The following is a 20,239-nucleotide window of genomic DNA, read 5'->3' as shown; positions in this document are numbered from 1 at the left end:
TGCTACCAATTCAAGAATTGATAGACCCTACACATTTGATTCGTCGAAACTTTGTTCAGTTTTCAAAGGTCTAAGTTTGTTCGTTGATTTCCTCAACGCAACTTAATTATCATAACATCTTAAGTATTTCATGTCAACATCTTTTTTCAAGAAGTAACAACTCAATTTGTCATGCGTTGCCGTTGCGACAACAGAAACTATCTTATCAATTATTGAAGAAGTTGTCAACAACTATTTTCAATTAATTATTTTCAAGCTTTTGCCCTGCCGTAGCAACAACGTGTACTAATATACCAATTACAAAGAACCCTGTCAACGGTTTTTCACAACTTTTTTCATAAAGCCACTGATACCGGTCGCATCCCAGCGCTCGATTGCTTATAATAGTATCTAATCTAGTCTAAGGAGTCCACTGCTATGCTCGCTTGGTTACCATTCTTACTATTATCTTGTTTTATGATTGGTCTCACTATTTATCTTTGGCAACAACCTCAATCAGCTTTAAAAAAGTTAAAACAACTTGCCTTGCTCGGATTCATCTGGGTACTTACAGCCTTTTGCTATACACCGACTGCCTACAGCTTCGGTGGTAACGTCACGTTGCAATACATTCAGTGGGGACCCGTTAAACTAATTCTTAATCCTTTCCGGCATCTTGACCTTGAATTTTGGCTCAACGTCTTATTAACTATGCCGCTTGGCTTTTTAATTGGTTGGAACAAGCCGACTTGTACTTGGCGGCGACTCATCTCGCTCGGACTGCTCACCGGACTATCTTTAGAGACCGGTCAGTTCATCTTAGACTGGCTAGTAAATCTGCAGCGTTGGGTTGAAGTCGATGATGTGTTGACTAATTGGACCGGTGTCATCATCGGATTTGCCGTCTATCAATTGCTGCATAAGCGATTACGCTGGTCTTGGTTGTAGCAAAAAAACGTTTAGCTTCTATATAAAGAAGCTAAACGTTTTTTATTATGCTTCATCGAAGAATAAGTTAAAGGCATGGGCACGATCGCGATTCCAAATCTGATTATCACTCGTTGGATAAACGCGATTTGTTAGCACAACCAACCCGCATTGACGATCTAAGTCAAAGGCAATTGCTGGACCAGTATAACCAGTATGGAAGTACTGATGTTTACCAGCTCGACGTTCCCAGCCAAGGGTCCGGCCTTCAACATCGTATTCGCCTAACCAGTCAAAGACGTTTTCATCCAAAACCCGTTTGCCCTGGTACTCACCAAAGTTCAACATCATTTCAACAAAGACGGTTAAATCAGTTAGTGTTGAGAATAGACCAGCATGACCACTCTCGCCATTCAACAGGAACGCTTTATAATCATGAACTTGGCCTTGGATTTGTCCCCGGCGTGGATCGAACTCAGTTGGCACAAACCGGATCTTGGGCCGATTCAAATTGTACCCAGTATTAGTCATCGCCAACGGATAACAAACATGATCCTGGATGCTGCGCGCCAAAGCCCCATCGACCGTACGGATAATCCAGCCTAAAATAATGTAACCCAAGTCGGAATAAACGACTTTTTCACCTGGTTTGTTAATCAGCTCGGCATCATAAACCGCCGTAATCAAGTCTTCACGATTCATCGCCGTCAAATTATCAATATCAGCTGGTAAGCCACTATTATGAAGCAAAAGTTCTTTAATCGTTATTTCAGTATGCTTAAACCCAGGCAAAAACCGGGCCACGGAGTCATCTAAGCGAATCGTATGATCGGATAATAGCTGGAAGATCCGGGTCGTCGTCGCCACGACTTTTGTGACAGACGCTAAATCATAAATCATCGACGCATCTAAACCGATACCAAACTCGGCGTTACCTTGTTTACCATGGTAGTACTGATTAATCCCTTGGGGCGTAATAATCCCCACTGAAGCACCATAAATGTCGCCAGCTTGAATACAACTGTCAATATATTGTGTTAGTTTCTCAATCACTAGTCTGAGCCACCCTTTCATCATTGCACATTCGCAAAAGCTGAATGCTTGCAGACTGTTGTCCCCCTTTATCATAACGAAATTCATCACAAAAGCAACGGCAAACCGCTTTGGATTAAAAATCAATTCAACTTGTTAATCAAATTATTAATCCCCCATTCGATTTCTATATTAAATTATTGATATCTAAAATTGGCATATTATCAACACTTTGGTCAATATAATTTCTGAATTTATTTAAGTTGTTTTACGTTCTTAAATTAAGCTTATAAATCCTTGATATAGCTAAACTTAAGCGTTTTCGATAGCTTTTTATTTTTATTAGTGATTTTATTTTTAAAAATATTTCATGGAATCGCTTACAATATCGCTTAAATATGGTATGATTCAATTGTAAAAGTTTTTATATAATCCAATTGGATTTTAATTATGGAGGCGAAACAAATGATCACATTTGATAAAACTACAACTCCAAAAGCTTGGAAAGGCTTTAAGGGCGGTCATTGGCAAGAAGAAATCAACATTCGTGATTTCATTCAACAAAACTTCACACAATACAACGGTGATGAAAGTTTCTTAGTTGGACCAACTGCAGCAACTAAGACTTTGAATGACAAAGTCTTAGCCTTAAAGAAAAAAGAACGTGAAGCTGGCGGCGTTTTAGATGCTGACACTAAAGTTGTTTCAACCATTACGTCACATGGTCCTGGCTACATTGAAAAAGACCTTGAAAAGATTGTTGGTCTCCAAACTGACAAACCTTTGAAACGTGCTTTCATGCCATTTGGTGGGATCCGGATGGCTGATGATGCTCTTAAGTCATACGGCTTTACTCCTGATGAAGAAAATGACAAAATTTTTAATGACTATCGTAAGACACATAACCAAGGGGTCTTTGATGTTTATACCCCAGACATGCGTAAAGCACGTCACTACAAGATTGTTACTGGTTTACCAGATGCTTATGCACGTGGCCGGATTATTCCTGACTTACCACGGGTTGCCGTTTACGGGATCGACCGCTTAATGGCCGAAAAAGCTAACGACTTCGAACACATTGGCGATGGTGAATTAACTGACAAAGTTATCCAACTTCGTGAAGAAGTTCAAGAACAATATCGTGCCTTAGACGACATGAAGAAGATGGCTGCTAGCTATGGCTACGACATTAGCAAGCCAGCCGAAACTGCTCAAGAAGCCGTTCAATGGATGTACTTCGGCTACTTAGCAGCTATCAAGACCCAAAACGGTGCTGCGATGTCTGTTGGCCGGATTGATACCACAATGGATATCTTCATCCAACGTGATTTGGACAACGGCGTTATCGACGAATCTCAAGCCCAAGAAATCATCGACCAATTCGTGATGAAACTACGGATGGTTCGCTTTATCCGGACTGAAGAATACAATGCCCTCTTCTCAGGCGACCCAATCTGGGCAACCTTATCAATGGGTGGTGTTGGTCTTGACGGCCGTCATCACATTACGAAGACTGCTTTCCGTATTTTGAAGACTTTGGACAACATGGGTGCTGCTCCAGAACCAAACATCACTATTCTTTGGACATCTAACTTGCCAGAAGACTTCCAGCGTTATGCAACGGAAGTTTCAATCGACAGTTCAACCATCCAATACGAAAATGATGACTTAATGCGGGTACAATGGGGTACCGACTACTACGGCATTGCTTGCTGTGTTTCTGCACAACCAGTTGCCGACGGGATTCAATACTTCGGTGCTCGGGCTAACTTAGCTAAGGCCATCCTTTACACCATCAACGGTGGGAAAGATGAAATTGCTGAAGCTCAAGTTGGACCAGCCTACGAACCAATTACTTCAGAATACATCGATTACGATGAATTCATGAAGAAGTTCGACAAGATGATGGATTGGTTAGCTGACGTTTACGTTAACTCACTGAATGCTATTCATTATATGCATGACAAGTATTACTATGAAGCTGCCGAAATGGCTTTGAAGGATACTAACTTAGACCGGACCTTCGCTACTGGGATCTCTGGCTTATCACATGCCGCTGACTCAATCTCAGCAATCAAGTATGGTCATGTTAAAGTTATCCGGGACGAAAAAGGTATCGCGGTCGACTTCAAGGCTGACAACGATTACCCACGTTACGGGAACAACGATGACCGTGTAGATAACATTGCTAAATGGTTAGTCAAAGAACTTTATACGAAGATGAACACCCATCATCTCTATCGTGGGGCTAAACTTTCAACTTCAGTTCTGACCATCACTTCAAACGTTGTCTATGGTAAGAACACTGGGACTACTCCTAATGGCCGTCAAAAAGGCGAACCATTCTCACCAGGTGCTAACCCAGCTTACGGCGCTGAAAAGAACGGGGCTTTGGCTTCACTCCTTTCAACTGCTAAGATCCCTTATCGTTACGCAACTGACGGGATTTCAAATACCTTTGGCGTTACACCTAACACCTTAGGCCATGACATGGAATCACGTAAAGACACCCTTGTAAACATGTTAAATGGTTACATGGACAACGACGGGATGCATTTGAACATCAACGTCTTCAATAAAGCAACTTTGATTGACGCTCAGAAACACCCAGAAGAATACCCTACCTTGACTGTTCGGGTTTCCGGCTACTGTGTCTACTTCGCCGACTTAACCAAGGAACAACAAGATGATGTTATTTCACGGACATTCTTCGAAACAATGTAATTAATTCTTTAACGTAAGAGGGCAAGGCTCATGGAGAATAAAACAGTTACAGCGGATCAAACCACTAATGAACCAGTCAAGGGCTATGTCCACTCTATTGAAACTTTTGGATCAGTGGATGGACCGGGGATTCGGTATGTGGCGTTCTTACAAGGATGTCATATGCGATGCCAGTACTGTCACAACCCTGACACTTGGAAACTAAACGTTGGTGATGAAATGACCACCGATGAAATTTTAGCGGACGCGGCCAAATACCGTAAGTTCTGGGGTAAAACAGGTGGTATCACCGTTAGTGGCGGTGAATCACTGGTGCAAATTGACTTTATTTTGGAACTCTTCGAAAAGGCTAAAGCGATGAATATTAGTACTTGTCTGGATACGTCCGGTCAACCATTCACCCGCGAACAACCTTTCTTCGGCAAGTTTGAACGTTTGATGGAAGTCACCGATATCTCGTTGGTCGACATCAAGCACATCAACTCTGCTGAACATAAGAAGTTGACCCAATACGGCAACGAAAATATTTTGGACATGATTCAGTACATGGCCCAACACCACGACGATATGTGGATTCGTCACGTACTCGTACCGCAACGCACCGATTACGACAAGTATTTGACTGAACTTGGCGACTACATCGCTAAGATTCCAAATCATGTCGTTCAAAAGGTCGAAGTATTGCCATACCACACTTTAGGAGTTAAAAAGTATCATGAAATGAAGATCAAATATCGCTTGGAAGGTATTGATTCTCCAACTCCTGAACGGGTTGCTAATGCTGAAAAGTTGTTGCATACCGCGGACTACACTGGCTACAAGAAGTGGATGCCATTGCCAAAACTGTGATAACCAACGTTATTCGTTAGTGAGTTTTGTCAGAATATTCGCGTTATTAAAGGAGTCGAGATTAAATTCTCGGCTTCTTTTTTGTTCTTTATATAAGAAGAGTTAGGATTGGTATGATTTGCCGCTGCGGTTGGGCTGGATTGATGCTGAAACGTGGTAGCCGCGTTTTTGAGCCATGGACCGGTCTCAAAAGCCGGGCTTTGACTAAGGTCGGAACAACCACCCGGTCTAAGTCAAACGACACCACTAAACATCATCCAGCCCGCCCTGCGCTCAATAGATCTTAATTTGAAATCTACTACTAGTTGCGAGATACTGACTTTTATTCCCAACTCTCCCACCTTCTCAAGGACTTTAACCCGTCAAAAGCACTGATACATCAGCCTTTTCAAAAAAATGTTAAGTCAATTAAAAAAAGTAGGGTCTTTCTATTGCAACCGCTTACAAAACCTGTTAGTATACTAAGTGAGGAAAGGAATTACAACCTCGTTAGCAAGCTTCTCAATAAAGAGTTTGATAGATGTCGCCAACACGTTAGACATCTAAGTACCACAGGTTATGGTCGTTACCGAGACCAGTTCAGGCATTGCTTAACGTTATCGGTCCAGCGAGTGTCGGGAGATTTGCGTTGGATGGCTGAACGTTGATCCTTGAATAAACGGTAACCGCGTCACGTTTTAATTGGTGTTATCAAGACTATCTAGATTTAACTTTAAGAGTTGGAAACAGGTGTCGCCGATGACCAGATTTAAGTTCCACTAGTACCATGGTTCCTGAGATTTAAGTACCATCAGTACCAGTTCCATTGTAGGCTTAGGCATTAAAAGTTTAAACGGAGGTGCATGTCTGTTACGAAGACATTACCAAGTTATAAACGCGAGTTCGACTTTCGTTAAAACCCGTTTGAAGAGTCACGAATCAAGTAAGGATTTACTTTTGATCGACTAAAGCAGATAGATACAATAAGTACGGGTTAGTCCGTTAGAAGTTGGACACACGTAAAATTGAATAGTATGAAGGTGTAACGCATTAAGAACACTGAACAACGTAATCTTGTTAACGGTGGTTATTCCTCATAAGTAGAACTCAAGTTGAGAAGCCTTGGGTTCTATTTTTTTGTGCTTAGAAGCCCGCTTCAAAACGCCTAGGACTGATACTAGTTCAACTTGTCGTCTCCCCTCCCTCCTACTACAGATCTCATTCAAGACACATTGTAATTTAGTGAATTCATGGTGTCATATATAATTGACATCATGAACATCAGGTACTACACTTTAGGCGTCAAAATCAGTCGCTAGCTCGTAATCGATAAAGCGCGACTGAAATGCTGCTATTAAGGAAGGCCTGCTTTGAATCAAGTCAAAAAATATCGTAAACAGTCCCACCTGACTCAATTTCAGCTCGCTCAAAAAATCGGCGTTGCTCGTCAAACCATTAATTTAATCGAAAACGACAAATATAACCCTTCACTGGATCTTTGTATTCACTTAGCCAGAGTCTTACAGACAGATTTGAATCATTTGTTTTGGGAGGGATAACCATGGAAGGCAAAAAAAGTTTACGTGATACGATCGTCAAACACTGGTTTGGTATTTCTGGAACTTTTGATGAATATAAACGTCAAGAAGCGAATCGGATTGGCACTAACGCTTTTATGCTTTTGCTACCGTTCAGCTTCATTTCACTGTTTGTCGCTGGATTGACTGTTGCCAATCGTCCACAGGATGCCATCAACATTGTTATTTCACTTCAAGTTGGCTACTTCATGTTAGTCATTTGCCCCTACGTTCTACTTGCCTCACACCGTGCCCACATTACCGATACTGAAGTAACTACCCATGATCTCAAACAAGCCTACTTGCACATTAGGCAAAAGATGAGCTTCGGTGCCGTTTACACTGGACTATGGTTTTATTTTCAAACTACCCTACTAGACCATTACTTTGATGGCACTAACTTACTTCACACATTAACACAATGGCATTATATTTGGACTGGCATTTGGACCGGCGCCTTTATGGGTATCATCATTGGTATTCAGGCACTGATTCGACTTAAAAAATACCGTTAGTAACTAATAATTAACCAAATACAACATATACGTACCAGATAGCGCTAGCCTAAGCATCCACTGTAATCGTTTACACAATCAGCCACAACCTTTATACTAGAGGAACTAACAAGGAGGTTTTTATCTTGAAAACACTCAATTTAGGTCAAAGTGGCGTGCAAGCTTCCACAGTTGCCCTGGGGATTATGCGTATGAACGCCCTCACGGTAGCTCAAGCCACGACCGTTTTGGAATCTGCCGTTGACCTGGGCATTAACTACATTGATTCCGCGGATATTTATGGTAATGGTGACTCTTCTAAAATTTTTGGTGCCGCTTTAAAGCAAGCAAATGTTAACCGCGACGACCTTTATATTCAATCTAAAGGTGGGATTGTCCCGGGGAAACGTTATGATTTCTCAAAACAACATATTCTCGATGCTGTAGATGGCGAATTACAACGGCTAGGCGTGGATTACCTCGACACCTTTCTCTTGCACCGTCCTGACCCATTGATGGACCCTAGCGAAGTCGCAGACGCCTTCAACACGCTACAGACTAGTGGTAAAGTCCGCCATTTCGGCGTTTCTAACTTTAATCCCATGCAGGTTGACTTATTACAATCAGCTTTGAGCCAACGCTTAATGATCAACCAACTCCAATTCGGCATTATGCACACTGGAGCTATTGATTTCGGACTACACACCAATATGCAAGATGACCGCAGTCTTAATCATGATGGCGAAATCATTGAGTATTCACGATTACATCACATGACGATCCAGGCTTGGTCCCCTTATCAATATGGGATGTTTGCCGGAATCTTCCTCAATAATCCGAAGTTTCCAAAGCTAAACGCCGCGATGCAAACCTTAGCCGATGAAAAACAAACGACTAAATCAGCCATTGCGACTGCTTGGATCTTACGTCATCCGGCTAACATGCAAGTTATCCTGGGTACGATGAATCCTAAACATCTCGCCGAGAATGCCGCTGGCGCCGATATCGACTTAACCCGTCAGGAATGGTATGACATCTACTTCGCTGCTGGTAACGATTTACCATAATAAAAAGGTTCGAGCCAAAATTGACTCGAACCTTTTTATTATGCTGATTACTTTTGACACTAACGGTCGCGATCCGGCCGGCTACCGTACGCCCGCTTCGACTTATAGCCAGCTGCTAAGATTTGACGCATCTCGACAATATGCCGTTGCTTAGTCGCGGCTGCTTTAGCGCCAAAAATAAAGCGCGCCCATTCCCGCTGGTAGCCGGGAGTCAGCTCCGCAAAGAAAGTTGCTAATTGTGCATCATCGGCTAACAGCTCAGCAACTTTTGGAATCATCGGTTCAAATGAACTTAACGGTGCTTGTCCCATCATTCACTCACCTCAACATTTTTCTTAATTTTATCGCAAAATTCCTTAAATCACACTAAAATTAAGTTTTTATATTTCGAGTTTAGGTTAAAATGCGCTATCATTAATAGTATAAGACCAAGCTTTAACCATGCCATGCAATTTAAATGCAATTATCAAGGGGAGCCCTGCCATGTCAAAATTTAATATCTCACTCGTTAGTGCCGACCGCGCCAAAGCGATGCTAACGGAATACAAAGAACAACGTAAAAATTCCGTTCCACAGCTAACAGCACCCGGTCGCTACATTTTACCCGATTACAAAATGACGCGACGTCGGGCTGCTTTTAAAATTGTGAAGCATACCTTCTTAACGCCACACTACAAATCCTACGTTGCCTTAGACTCTGATAACGGGCACACTTTGTGGATGCGTAACTTCGGTTCATTGACGGAAGCCTTATTCTGGTTAGAAACCGGACTTAAAATCAGTGATACCGACTCTCACTCCAATTATAAAGAGTGGAGCGACAAGCATACCACTGACATTGCAACTTTCAAAGATCTCCTACGGCAACGTCCAAAGGCCAAACAAAAGAAGATTGGAAAAAAGGCTGTTAAAAAGCCCAATAAATAACCAAAAACGGCATCGACTTTCAAGTCAACGCCGTTTTTTTGATGTTCACCTTACCGATGCCATAATCCCCATAATTAATGGTCATTAGCTAGAACATCCCCCAAAAATAATGACTAACCCAATCTCTTTTGACCGTGGTATGCCGACCACTGATGACTTATGTTTAAAACACAGGTCAAGTATATGAGCTTGGTGTAAATCTACGACCATTTCAAAGTAAAGTTATTGTATAGATTTTGTAAAGTAGCATATTATTTAGCACTAATTAGATTGCCACTCTAGTTGGCCCAACATTTTGGAAGCCAACCGATAGACAGCAATGCTTAACTGGCACCAAACAAAATGTACACAAAAACCCGGTTAATTGTGCCTGCAAGGCAATGCAATTAACCGGGTTTTATTTATTTTCATTTTCAGAAACAGCCTAATCGGTTTCTTGCGCCGACGTTGGCTTTCTGTTTGGTCGTTCGCGTGCGTAATCAGTCTTCGTCGAGATTTCAACATCCCGCGCCAACTGTTTGCGTTTGGCTTTAGCCGTTGCCTTAGCTGTGGCTTTAGCCGCTTCTTCGACCGGATCAGTCGTTAAATCACGATGGATCGAGTAAAGCATGATCAATACCACGGCAATCAGTGGGAACCCAGACATCGCACAAATTGACTGAATAGCCTTGAAACCTCCAACTGTAACCAGTCCTAACGAGAAGAGCAAGAAAATAACGACCCAACTCATCCGATTGAACCGACTTGGTTGTTGCCCAACTTCCAACTTTTTACTCGTGAAAGATGACGTAATGAACGCAAATGATGATACCGTCGTAGCTAAGAAGATAAAGCATGATAAGCAATAAAGCACTAACATGATCATCTTAAGCGGCAACGTCGTCAACACCGCGGCAATTACGGCGGCTTGACCTTGTGTGTTTAAGATATGGACTAAGTTGACAATCCCCATCTTTTGCAAGTACAAGGCATACCCACCTAAGATTGCGTAAAAGCTGACACAGCCTAATGAGCCCCACAACAACATCCCACCTAAGACTTGGCGAATGGTCCGTCCCCGTGAGATCCGGGCAATGAATAAGCCCATCACTGGCATAAAGGACAACCACCAGCCCCAGTAGAAGATCGTTTGACTTTGCATGACGGTGACTTTACCGTTAGCAGCCGTATTAAAACTCATGCTGATAAATTTATTCAAGAATAGTCCGATACTATTCGTTTCAGAATTCAAAATGTATAACGTTGGGCCGACCACTAGCACGATGACTAAAAAGCCAATCGCTAACCAGATATGGGCGGAACTCAACCGGCCGATCCCCTTGGTTAACCCATGGAAGACCGCCGTAGCAAAGATAACGAATAAAATGGCGAATAACCCGAGTTTAAGCATCATCGTATCCGGAATCCCGGTAACGGTGCTCAACACTTTAGAAATAACTGGAATTTCCATCCCAACCGAGGTACCGACACCCCCCATAATCCCAATAACGACTAAAAAGTCGACCAGGTTACGGGCAATGCGCTTACCTAAGCTGTCACCTTCTAAGACAGAAATCGCAGCACTTAGACGTTGGACCTTGAGATGCTTAACGTACATCGCATACGCAATCGCAATTGTGGCGGGAGCAAACATCATCCACGCCATAGGTCCCCAGTTGAATTGACCCAACATGTGGGCATAATTATAAGCGGAATTAGAAAACGGCTTAATGCCGAATGACGGACTTTGTAAATAACGTAACGGATCAACAATACTCAACATTAAAATGCTGGCATCGATCCCCGTAGCGTAAACCATACTGCCCCAATGGAAGGTTGAAAACTCTGGCTTATCCTTGGGACCGCCTAACTTGGTTTTACCGAATTTACTCAAGCCTAAGTAAATGAAAAAGATAAAGTTGATGACATAGACCAGCATGTATAACCAGCTCATATTGCCTGTCAGCCAGTTGAGGATGGCCCCCAAACCAGCTTCCAATGATTGACCACCGACTAAGAGAAAAATCGAGGCCACTGCAAACAAACCAATTGTTGGCAAGTACACCCACCAATCAATATTCTTACTTTTTAAAATAATAAACCTGCTACTGAAAATATCCTTTCGATATATCAATAAAATTCGTGGTTCTTCCTCCCAAACTAATGGGAGTCCCCACGCGTTAATTTCCGACTAGCAATCGGTACACCCCTTCGAGTTACACCTCGAAGCACTCAGTACCCTTAGTTTTAATAAGGTAAATCGGCTTGCAGTTCCAGTTCGGTTTGTGCTAACTCAAAATCAGTAGCAGAATTTCCTTCTTTCCGTTGGTGAACTTAGACCTGCGCCATACTGACAAACTTATTAAATTGCTTCATCTACGTTGGTACTTACCAGTTTAGCTTAGCGTGTGAACGACGGCGGGTAGTTGGTGAGCATTGCCTAGCTAATCACATCATGCGGTCTTGGCATGCTGTGATTAGCGTAGCAAGCGGAGCCAACTGCCGGAGTGAACACGTTTCAGCAAATTTGCCGAAACGTGTTCGCCAGAGCTGAAGCCTGCGCTTAGGTACGCCAACCAACCGTTCGGAAAAACACCGAACCATTGGCTGGCTAGCCTAATACTCAGCTTCAACCCGCTCTGACTCACACTCTCCAAATATCTTGCTAATGGATAACCCCCTTGAATTCAGATACGTCATTTGTAAAACGGTAGCTAAAATAGTCCCATAATACACAAAAAGTCGCACGGTAGGGTAACAAGTTACCACCTGTACAGCGCGACCCGTCTTATACAAATGCTGATTTCAGTATTTTTCGTCTGATATATCTGATGTTCATCTATTACTATACTAGCATTAGAAAATAATTCAAATAGCCGGTTTAACGGGAGTTTAAGCCTATCATGATAGGGATAAGACCGCTTTTTTAGCCATAAAAGCCCCGATTTTTCTGAAAATTAATCAGTTTTTCCGCAAATTATTAATTTTTATTTAGAATGATTCTAAACTGTTTGAATTAATTTTTATTAGTGTTATCCTAATGATAATAGCAAAGGAACCGGTTTCAATGTAAAAGGAAGGTGCTTTTATGCGACATTACTACAAACTGATTTTGACCGTTAGTGTTGGCGTGTTAGCGCTAATCTTAGAATTTGGCTTTCACTGGCAACTAGCGGCACAGGTGCTTATCACCGTGATGGGGTCGATAATGGCGCTATCGATGTTAGTTGAGATGATCAAGACTTTGCGCTCTGGCAAGTATGGCGTCGATCTGTTAGCCATCACGGCCATTGTCGCAACACTAGCTGTCAGTGAATACTGGGCCGGACTAGTGGTCTTGATTATGCTAACGGGTGGTGATTCATTAGAGGATTATGCCGCCAAACGGGCGAATACCGAATTAAAAGCCCTCTTAGATAATTCACCGCAAGTCGCCCACCGACTTGTTGACAGCCAGCTCACCGATATTGACGTGGACGCCGCTCAAGTTGGCGACCAATTAGTCGTCAAGCCCGGTGAACTCGTCCCCGTTGACGGCCACTTGATCCAGGGAACGGCCTTGTTCGATGAATCTTCCTTAACTGGTGAATCCAAACCCGTTGAAAAAGCACTCGGTGACGACTTGATGTCTGGGGCCGTTAACGGTGATAGTGCCGTCACGATGGTCGTCGATAAAGTTGCCGCCGACAGTCAGTATCAACAATTAGTCAAGTTAGTCCGCGAATCCGAAGCGCGACCCGCGAAGTTTGTTCGTCTGGCCGATCGTTACGCAGTGCCCTTTACTTTAGTCGCATACGTGATTGCCGGCGTGGCTTGGGCCCTTAGCGGTGACCCGCATCGTTTCGCCGAAGTCCTCGTGGTCGCCTCACCGTGCCCATTAATCTTAGCAGCTCCCGTCGCGTTAGTCTCTGGGATGAGTCGTTCCAGCCGCAATGGGATCGTCGTTAAGACCGGTGACATGCTTGAAAAGATGTCGCTGGCTAAATCCGCCGCCTTTGATAAGACCGGGACGATTACCAGCGGTCAATTAACGGTTAACCAAATCCAGCCACAAGCTGATTTTACTGCCGCCAAAATCTTACATCTAGCTGCCAGTGCAGAACAAAATTCCAGTCATATTCTAGCCCGTTCCATCGTTAAATACGCCGCCGACCAACCACTTAGCGCCGCCAACGATTTGGCTGAAGTGACGGGTAGTGGCGTCACCGCCACCGTTGATGAACATCTCGTCAAAGTCGGCAAACTAGCCTTCGTTGACCCGGACACCACGGCGCAACCACTAGCTCAGACAGCTATTTATGTCGCCATTGATGGACACTACGCCGGGGTCATTACCTTTATTGATAACGTCCGGCCAGAAGCCGCCGCCACCTTGCAAGCTTTACATGCTGAAGGGGTTCAAAACGTGATGATGTTAACCGGAGATCAGCGTGCGATTGCCGATCGTATCGCCGCTGAAGTCGGGATTGATACTGTCCAAGCAGATCTACTACCAGCTGATAAGATTAAGAATCTAAAAGCGGTCCCAAATGACCAACGGCCCGTTATTATGGTCGGTGATGGCGTTAATGATGCGCCTTCCTTAGCGGTCGCCGATGTCGGGATTGCGATGGGCGCTCACGGATCAACCGCGGCCAGTGAATCCGCCGATGTGGTGATCTTAAAAGATGACCTTAATCGCGTAGTAACCGCCATTCAGATCTCCAAAGACACCTTGAATGTTGCTAAGCAAGCGGTTTGGATTGGGATTGCTATCTGTACTATTCTCATGCTCATCGCCAGTTCCGGGATTATCCCCGCCCTATTCGGCGCAATGCTACAAGAAGTTGTCGACACCGTTTCAATCCTGTGGGCCTTGCGGGCTTTAAGCGATCGTGCCCAAACAAAAACCACTTCTAAAGAATCGCCCAGCGCCGCTCAGAATTAAAGCGTTGCCAAAGCAGATTTGTTAGTGCTATGCTGAGGGGAAACGAAATGGATGTGATACCATGCCACAATGGGTCTTGGACTGGTCCAAAGAATCCCTGATTTTCATCGTTGTCTTAACCTTTGTCACGGTGGTCTTAATGAAGATTGACCTCCGTCAGGCTATCTTGGTCGACTTCGGTTACATGCTCTTAGCACTACCTTTAGCTTATCGAAATCGCAATCGGCGCAAAAAATAAAGCAACCCAAATTAGGGTTGCTTTATTTTTTTAACGACCACAATCGACCGGAATCAGCCCAAAGCTGTCGTAATCGAATAAGCCCCGGTCAGTTAACTTTAATGTTGGAATCACTGGTAACGTTAGAAAAGACAAAGTAATAAACGGATCAAAAGCAAGCGGCTGATCACATAATTGATTATAGGCTGCCTTAATCGCAGCTAACTGTTGTGCGACCGTCTCATAGCTGGCGGCAGACAATAAGCCCCCAATCGCTAACGGTAACGTCGCCGTCACTTGTTGGTCATCCGATACGGCGATACCGCCATTAGTGTGCGTAATCTGGGCAATTGCTCGTAAAATGGCCAAGTCTGAAGTACCAACTGCGACAATATTATGGGCATCGTGTGCCACTGAACCAGCGACCGCCCCGTGCTTTAGTTGAAAGCCATGCACCAAACCAACCCCCACGCGCCCGGTATTACGATGCCGCTCCACAACAACCATTTTTAAAATATCCTGGTCTAAATCCGTCGCAAATTGACCTGCAACCACTGGTACCTGCTTAATCAGGTGATCTGTCTCAATATGGTTCGGCTGTACACCAATCACGTTGGCCTTTCCCGTAGTTAATGGTAACGCCAAGTCCGTGAGCGTGGCGTGCTGCTGAATCCGAGTCGCCGTAAAGGCTAACGGTTTGGTGGTTGCTTCTTCGTCAATCCACATTCCGTTCTTCATCGTCCGGCTGACCTTGACCTGGTTAACATCATCTAAAACCACTAAATCCGCCAATTTACCAGGCGTCAGACTACCACGATCGGTTAACCGATGTGCATTAGCGGCATGATAACTAGCCATTGTATAAGCCAATGCTGGTCGAATACCGCTAGCAATCGCCAGCTTAACGTTATAATCAATCGACCCTTCCGTCATTAAATCCGCAATCGTCTTATCATCCGTACAAAAGGCAAAGCGACTCGCATTCGCTTCCGTCACGGCCCCAATGGTCCCCTGCACATCGCGTTCAACGGTGCCTTCTCGTAAAAAGACAAACATGCCAGCCTTAACCCGTGCTAACGCTTCTGAAACAGTCGTACATTCATGATCTGTATCTAAACCAGCATTGCGCATCACATTCAACTGATGGGCATTGAGGCCGGCAGCGTGACCATCGGCGTGATAGCCATGCGCATTGGCATCACGAATCTTCGCTAGCGTATCCGCATCGCCACGCTCAACGGCACCATAGTCCATCACCTCGGCGAGCCCGCGAACTTCCGGTTGTGCATATAGCGGCCGCAAGTCAGCCGCATGCAGGGTCGCGCCATTGTCATCAAAGGGCACACACGGGACTGAAGATGGCAACATAAAGAAAACATCGAGGGGCGTCTGGCGTGCATCATCAATCAAATATTGAATTCCCGCGACCCCCGCAACATTAGCCAATTCATGCGGATCAGTCGCAATCGCGGTAACCCCATGTTGTAACAGTACTTTACCCAGTTCACTCGGCGCCACCATGGCACTTTCCATGTGTACATGGGCATCAATCATGCCCGGGACAAGCCACTTACCAGTTGCATCGACTTGTTCACGGGCCTGGTACGGTTCATCCTTTAGATTACTAATGATGTGGCCTTGATCAATCCACAGACTCGTCACTTCAAATTCACGGGTCAACACGTTCAACACTTGCGCCCCGGTAATAACCATATCTACTGTTTTCGTCAAAATGTTCTCCTTCTGCCTATCAGGAGCAAAAAGTCGACCGACGCCACCACAAAGCGAGTTGTGGTGACATCGATCGACTCAATTCGCTTATAGTCCAATGTTTACGGCATTGGGTAGAAACTCGCCATCCATATCATGGCATTATATAGGCAATTCATTTATTTTCTAATTTGGTTGTTCGTAACCTTAGCAGATTTCTAGGGTAAATGCAAATGGGGGTGTTGGTTGGTAACCTTTATAGTCGTTAATTGGCCGTCTCCACCGACTAGGACAACTATTGTTAGGTTTATCGATAAGCCTATCTTTCGGCTAATTAGCTGGTCAAAATAAATAGTTATCACGCTTGATGTTAATTACCGCCTACCGGTTACATTGGAACGCCATAAGCCATTTTGAAGCTAAAGCTGAACATTTTAGGCACTAACCGCTCAGCTAAATGACCGATCTAAAAATAATCAATGATTAACTTTTTAATACCGTTATTTAACGGCGGGCGGGCCAGCATTGGCTCAGTGGTGTCGTTTATCTTGGTCGGTAGTTTTCCGACCTAGATAAAGCCCGGCTTTTGAGACCGCACTATGGCTCAAAAACGCGGCCACCACGTTCCAGCCAATACTGGCCCAACCAGAGTGGCAACTTACGCCAAACGTCATTCCTACTTTAAAAGTCACCAGTAATTAACTTCGAGCCAACCACAGTGGCAAGTAAACAACCAATAAACTCATCAATTATTTGGTTCACGTTGCTTTACAACGGATTACCGGTTATCATGAAAGCGATGTCTTAACTTATTAACTAAAAAGAGTTTAAGGGGTTCAATACTATGATGATGATGAATAATCCAACGATGCTTTCTTATATCCGCCGTGAGCAGTCCGTGCTCAATCAAATTCTAGATGCCTATCCAGATCAAACTGGCGCCGCACTGGCACAGGCACCGACTGACACGACCCACTGGTTAATCTTAACAACTGCCTCCAGCCTCAACGCCGCCCAAAGTGCGCGTTTCTACATGGAAAAAGTTGCGGACGTCCAAGTCGAAGTTCAAGACGCCCAACTCTATGCAAACTATGCCCGTGTCAATCCCAACGTCGATACAGTGATTGGTATCTCACTTAGCGGTCAGGATCCATCGACCTTGGCCGCCGTTCAAAAGGTCAAGACCGAATCGAACGCTTATACGATTGCTATGACCGCCCAAAAAGATTCAGCGCTAACGACGCTAACCGATGTGACTTTTGATATCTTAACTGGTAAAGAGACGATTCCTTACATCACTTTAAGTTACAATGCCATCGTCTTATCCCTAATGTTCCTAGGCTTACGCAGTGCCGTTGACCGGCAGTTAATGCCAACACTAGCTGCCAACCAAGAACTTGATGAATTTGGACTTCTGATTGAACATATCAACGAAACCATCCAACGATCCAATGACTACTACCGGAAGTTCACGATTGACTTTGGTTTAGCGCAACAATTTACAGCGATTGGGTCGAATATCGTTGCCGGGACTTTAGCTGAGATGCAAACAAAGTTCACGGAGATCGTCCGGGTCCCAACCCACGGCTACACCTTGGCTGACTTTACCCATGGCGGCTACTTAGGCGCTCATGAGACCCATCGGCAATTCTACATCGAGTTGAATACCCAAAAGGCCGCCATCATGCAACAGCTTCAAGCCGTTAAAGCCTATGAGTCACACCTGACACCACACATTTACACAATCAGCTTTACCGGCGAGCAGCCTGCCATTAATGACGGTCAAACGCTCCAATTACATCAAGTTGACGATCCCTTGAAAGCGCCATTACTAGCCATTATTCCGTTCCAAGTTTTAGCTTGGTTTATCGCTAAAGCTAAGGGAATCAACTTGAATCATCCGATTTTCACCAATTTTCAAGACGCAATTAAAATTCCCACTAACGTTACTGAATAACTAAAAGAAGTGCCTGACCTCATCGTCAGACACTTTTTTTACAATCGTTTAATTTAATTCGGCCGCTTGGTGTAATTTAGCTGGCTTAGTCTGATGAACATGTGCCAAGCCAATCCCAGTGAAGCCGCTAATAATTGAAATAACGGGACAAAGTAAACTAAAGAAGACGAATGGTAGGTATTGAATCGTCGGAACCCCTAACGTGGTAGTTAAGAAGACCCCACCAACACCCCAAGGAACTAAGTAGTTAATGACGGTCCCACCATCTTCTAAGACCCGGCCCAACGACTGATTATCCAAACCGCCGTTGTTAAAGGCTTGCTTGAATGCCCGACCTGGTAAAATGATGGATAAAAATTGTTCACCAACAAAGACGTTGACACCGATACACGTGATAATACCGGCCGTAATTAACTTACCATCACTCGTTAAGTGTTTAGCAACTGGCGTCATAATCTGACCAATCAGCCCAAACTTCATTAGTAAGCCACCTAATGACAAGGTGACCACGATCAAGGCGACCATACTCATCATGCTGACAATCCCACCACGTGATAATAGAGTATCAACACTCGCATTACCCGTCTTTGAGACAAATCCCGTATTAATAATAGCGGTTAATTTCGTCATGGTCGTCTGGGGTTGTTCGAATAAAATCAACCCGGCCGAAACGAAAATATTGAGTAACATGGTTGGAATCGCTGGCATCTTAAAGCCAGCGCAGATAAAGACTAAAACAATTGGTAACAAGGCCAGCGCCGAAACCGTAAAGTTGCCATTTAAAACGGCGACGGTCTGATGAATCTTCGCTAAACTAGTACTGGTATTGTCATGGCCTAATACCGCGAATAGACCTAAGGAGATCAACCCAGCTGGCAATGTCGTCCATAACAAATGCTTGATATGCGCGAATAGATCCGTATCAACGACCGCAGAAGCGAGGTTATTGGTTTCGGATAATGGTGATAGTTTATCACCGAAGATCCCGCCGCTGATAATGGCCCCAGCAACTAACGCCGGATTCAAGTTCATCGTCACGCCCATCCCGAAGAAGGCAATCCCAACCGTTGACGTCACCGTAAAGGCGCTGCCGACTGCAGCCCCCACTAACGTACAAACGATAAAGACAGATGGTAAGAACCACTGAACATTGATTAATTTAAATCCAATCACCATCAAGGTTGGAATCGTCCCAGCCGCAATCCAAGTTGAAATCATCGCGCCAATTAGGATAAAGATGAAGATTGGAATAATTCCTTGGTCGATGCCTTCTTTAATACCGGCATTCACCGCCGACCAAGGAAAGCCGCGTAACATCGCCCAAGCGGTGACAACGCCCATGGCTAAGAGGACTGGTACTTGTGGTGACAGGCCAAATCCAATCACGCCTAAACTCATGATACCCAAGACGACCAACAATACGATAACTGCTTCTAACGTGCTAATTTTAGGGGTGCTTTTTGTTTGCTTCATACGTCATTACTCCTCGTAAAAACTGTCTTCAGTAACGCCAACTATTAGCACCGGTAATATCGCGCTATCCCACCACAATGTCTAATCGTCATTCTAATCATCCTCTTCTATATAAAAAAATCGTCCCCATTGTTCACTAAGAACAACAGGGACGATTAGACTAGTCGCGGTACCACCCAGGTTGAGGATTGACGATGCAATCCCCCACTCACTAGAAGATAACGGTTCTAGTTATTACCCGTTTCAAACTTGAAAGGCCGTTACCGTATTTCAACCACAGCTCCTGATCGGTTCGCAGCAACCACCGACTTCCTGACACCCAGACCTGCATCTACTTGATGTAACGTTCAACGCTCAATATATTAACTTGCCATTAACAATACCACCGTTTATTTTAATCGTCAAGACATTATTTTAATAA

At 44.2% G+C, this 20,239-nt stretch carries 15 protein-coding genes and 1 riboswitch; of the genes, 10 read left to right on the top strand and 5 right to left on the bottom strand.

From position 1 onward, the window contains the following. Positions 1–417: 417 nt before the first annotated feature. Positions 418–927, top strand: coding sequence for a VanZ family protein (locus FFM80_RS11975; protein WP_137641007.1), 510 nt, complete (start codon positions 418–420; stop codon positions 925–927). A 45-nt stretch (positions 928–972) separates the two neighbouring features. On the opposite strand, the gene FFM80_RS11970 is transcribed toward FFM80_RS11975, so the two are convergent. Then, positions 973–1,959 carry a serine hydrolase domain-containing protein gene (locus FFM80_RS11970; protein ID WP_379852800.1) on the bottom strand — a complete coding sequence of 329 codons (987 nt, stop codon included), beginning with the start codon at positions 1,957–1,959 and terminating at the stop codon, positions 973–975. Positions 1,960–2,403: 444 nt separating this feature from the next. On the opposite strand from FFM80_RS11970, the gene pflB reads away from it, so the two are divergent. The 5 genes from pflB to FFM80_RS11945 all read left to right on the top strand — a co-directional run bounded on the left by pflB (position 2,404) and on the right by FFM80_RS11945 (position 8,628). Continuing rightward, a complete protein-coding gene (pflB, locus tag FFM80_RS11965; protein ID WP_137641006.1) occupies positions 2,404–4,662 on the top strand; it encodes a formate C-acetyltransferase in 2,259 nt (752 codons plus the stop codon). Positions 4,663–4,692: 30 nt separating this feature from the next. Further along, entirely contained in the window at positions 4,693–5,511 is an 819-nt protein-coding gene (gene pflA, locus FFM80_RS11960) for a pyruvate formate-lyase-activating protein (protein WP_137641005.1), read from the top strand. A 1,349-nt stretch (positions 5,512–6,860) separates the two neighbouring features. Then, positions 6,861–7,049, top strand: coding sequence for a helix-turn-helix transcriptional regulator (locus tag FFM80_RS11955; protein ID WP_137641004.1), 189 nt, complete (start codon positions 6,861–6,863; stop codon positions 7,047–7,049). Positions 7,050–7,051: 2 nt separating this feature from the next. After that, positions 7,052–7,582 (top strand): DUF3278 domain-containing protein, encoded by a 531-nt coding sequence (locus tag FFM80_RS11950; RefSeq protein ID WP_137641003.1) that lies wholly within the window; start codon positions 7,052–7,054, stop codon positions 7,580–7,582. 125 nt (positions 7,583–7,707) lie between these two features. Next, on the top strand, positions 7,708–8,628 hold the full coding sequence (locus FFM80_RS11945; RefSeq protein ID WP_137641002.1) for an aldo/keto reductase: 921 nt from the start codon (positions 7,708–7,710) through the stop codon (positions 8,626–8,628). Positions 8,629–8,687: 59 nt separating this feature from the next. Here the strand turns inward: FFM80_RS11945 and FFM80_RS11940 are convergent, their stop codons facing one another. Beyond that, positions 8,688–8,939: a YdeI/OmpD-associated family protein gene (locus FFM80_RS11940; RefSeq protein ID WP_137641010.1), complete on the bottom strand. Its 252-nt coding sequence runs from the start codon at positions 8,937–8,939 to the stop codon at positions 8,688–8,690. Positions 8,940–9,111: 172 nt separating this feature from the next. On the opposite strand from FFM80_RS11940, the gene FFM80_RS11935 reads away from it, so the two are divergent. Beyond that, positions 9,112–9,555 (top strand): hypothetical protein, encoded by a 444-nt coding sequence (locus FFM80_RS11935; protein WP_137641001.1) that lies wholly within the window; start codon positions 9,112–9,114, stop codon positions 9,553–9,555. Positions 9,556–9,979: 424 nt separating this feature from the next. Here FFM80_RS11935 and FFM80_RS11930 read toward each other — a convergent pair whose 3' ends face one another. Then, positions 9,980–11,650: a BCCT family transporter gene (locus tag FFM80_RS11930; protein WP_137641009.1), complete on the bottom strand. Its 1,671-nt coding sequence runs from the start codon at positions 11,648–11,650 to the stop codon at positions 9,980–9,982. Between the two features lie 972 nt (positions 11,651–12,622). Here FFM80_RS11930 and FFM80_RS11925 point away from each other — a divergent pair. Together FFM80_RS11925 and FFM80_RS14545 are read left to right on the top strand one after the other, a co-directional pair. After that, entirely contained in the window at positions 12,623–14,461 is a 1,839-nt protein-coding gene (locus FFM80_RS11925; RefSeq protein WP_137641000.1) for a heavy metal translocating P-type ATPase, read from the top strand. A gap of 61 nt (positions 14,462–14,522) precedes the next feature. Further along, positions 14,523–14,699: a hypothetical protein gene (locus FFM80_RS14545; protein ID WP_171001107.1), complete on the top strand. Its 177-nt coding sequence runs from the start codon at positions 14,523–14,525 to the stop codon at positions 14,697–14,699. 30 nt (positions 14,700–14,729) lie between these two features. Here FFM80_RS14545 and ade read toward each other — a convergent pair whose 3' ends face one another. Further along, positions 14,730–16,409 carry an adenine deaminase gene (gene ade, locus FFM80_RS11920; RefSeq protein ID WP_137640999.1) on the bottom strand — a complete coding sequence of 560 codons (1,680 nt, stop codon included), beginning with the start codon at positions 16,407–16,409 and terminating at the stop codon, positions 14,730–14,732. A 70-nt stretch (positions 16,410–16,479) separates the two neighbouring features. After that, a riboswitch (purine riboswitch) is annotated at positions 16,480–16,578 on the bottom strand. A 654-nt stretch (positions 16,579–17,232) separates the two neighbouring features. Here ade and FFM80_RS11915 point away from each other — a divergent pair. Beyond that, the gene (locus FFM80_RS11915) at positions 17,233–18,345 is read left to right on the top strand and encodes an SIS domain-containing protein (RefSeq protein WP_223877357.1); all 1,113 of its coding nucleotides are present in this window, start codon (positions 17,233–17,235) and stop codon (positions 18,343–18,345) included. 48 nt (positions 18,346–18,393) lie between these two features. On the opposite strand, the gene nhaC is transcribed toward FFM80_RS11915, so the two are convergent. After that, the gene (gene nhaC / locus FFM80_RS11910; RefSeq protein WP_137640998.1) at positions 18,394–19,818 is read right to left on the bottom strand and encodes a Na+/H+ antiporter NhaC; all 1,425 of its coding nucleotides are present in this window, start codon (positions 19,816–19,818) and stop codon (positions 18,394–18,396) included. Positions 19,819–20,239 lie beyond the last annotated feature (421 nt).

The sequence above is a fragment of the Lactiplantibacillus dongliensis genome (assembly GCF_005405105.1).
In the GTDB taxonomy this organism is placed as follows: Bacteria; Bacillota; Bacilli; order Lactobacillales; family Lactobacillaceae; genus Lactiplantibacillus; species Lactiplantibacillus dongliensis.
This window is presented reverse-complemented; position numbering and strand designations above follow the sequence as displayed.

Bases quoted from the DNA above. Each gene is read 5' to 3' on its own strand.
- pflB (WP_137641006.1), top strand. From the start codon at position 2,404: ATGATCACATTTGATAAAACTACAACTCCAAAAGCTTGGAAAGGCTTT.
- FFM80_RS11940 (WP_137641010.1), bottom strand. From the start codon at position 8,939: ATGGGACAAGCACCGTTAAGTTCATTTGAACCGATGATTCCAAAAGTT.
- FFM80_RS11915 (WP_223877357.1), top strand. From the start codon at position 17,233: ATGATGATGATGAATAATCCAACGATGCTTTCTTATATCCGCCGTGAG.
- FFM80_RS11975 (WP_137641007.1), top strand. From the start codon at position 418: ATGCTCGCTTGGTTACCATTCTTACTATTATCTTGTTTTATGATTGGT.
- FFM80_RS11925 (WP_137641000.1), top strand. From the start codon at position 12,623: ATGCGACATTACTACAAACTGATTTTGACCGTTAGTGTTGGCGTGTTA.
- FFM80_RS11950 (WP_137641003.1), top strand. From the start codon at position 7,052: ATGGAAGGCAAAAAAAGTTTACGTGATACGATCGTCAAACACTGGTTT.
- pflA (WP_137641005.1), top strand. From the start codon at position 4,693: ATGGAGAATAAAACAGTTACAGCGGATCAAACCACTAATGAACCAGTC.
- FFM80_RS11935 (WP_137641001.1), top strand. From the start codon at position 9,112: ATGTCAAAATTTAATATCTCACTCGTTAGTGCCGACCGCGCCAAAGCG.
- nhaC (WP_137640998.1), bottom strand. From the start codon at position 19,818: ATGAAGCAAACAAAAAGCACCCCTAAAATTAGCACGTTAGAAGCAGTT.
- FFM80_RS14545 (WP_171001107.1), top strand. From the start codon at position 14,523: ATGCCACAATGGGTCTTGGACTGGTCCAAAGAATCCCTGATTTTCATC.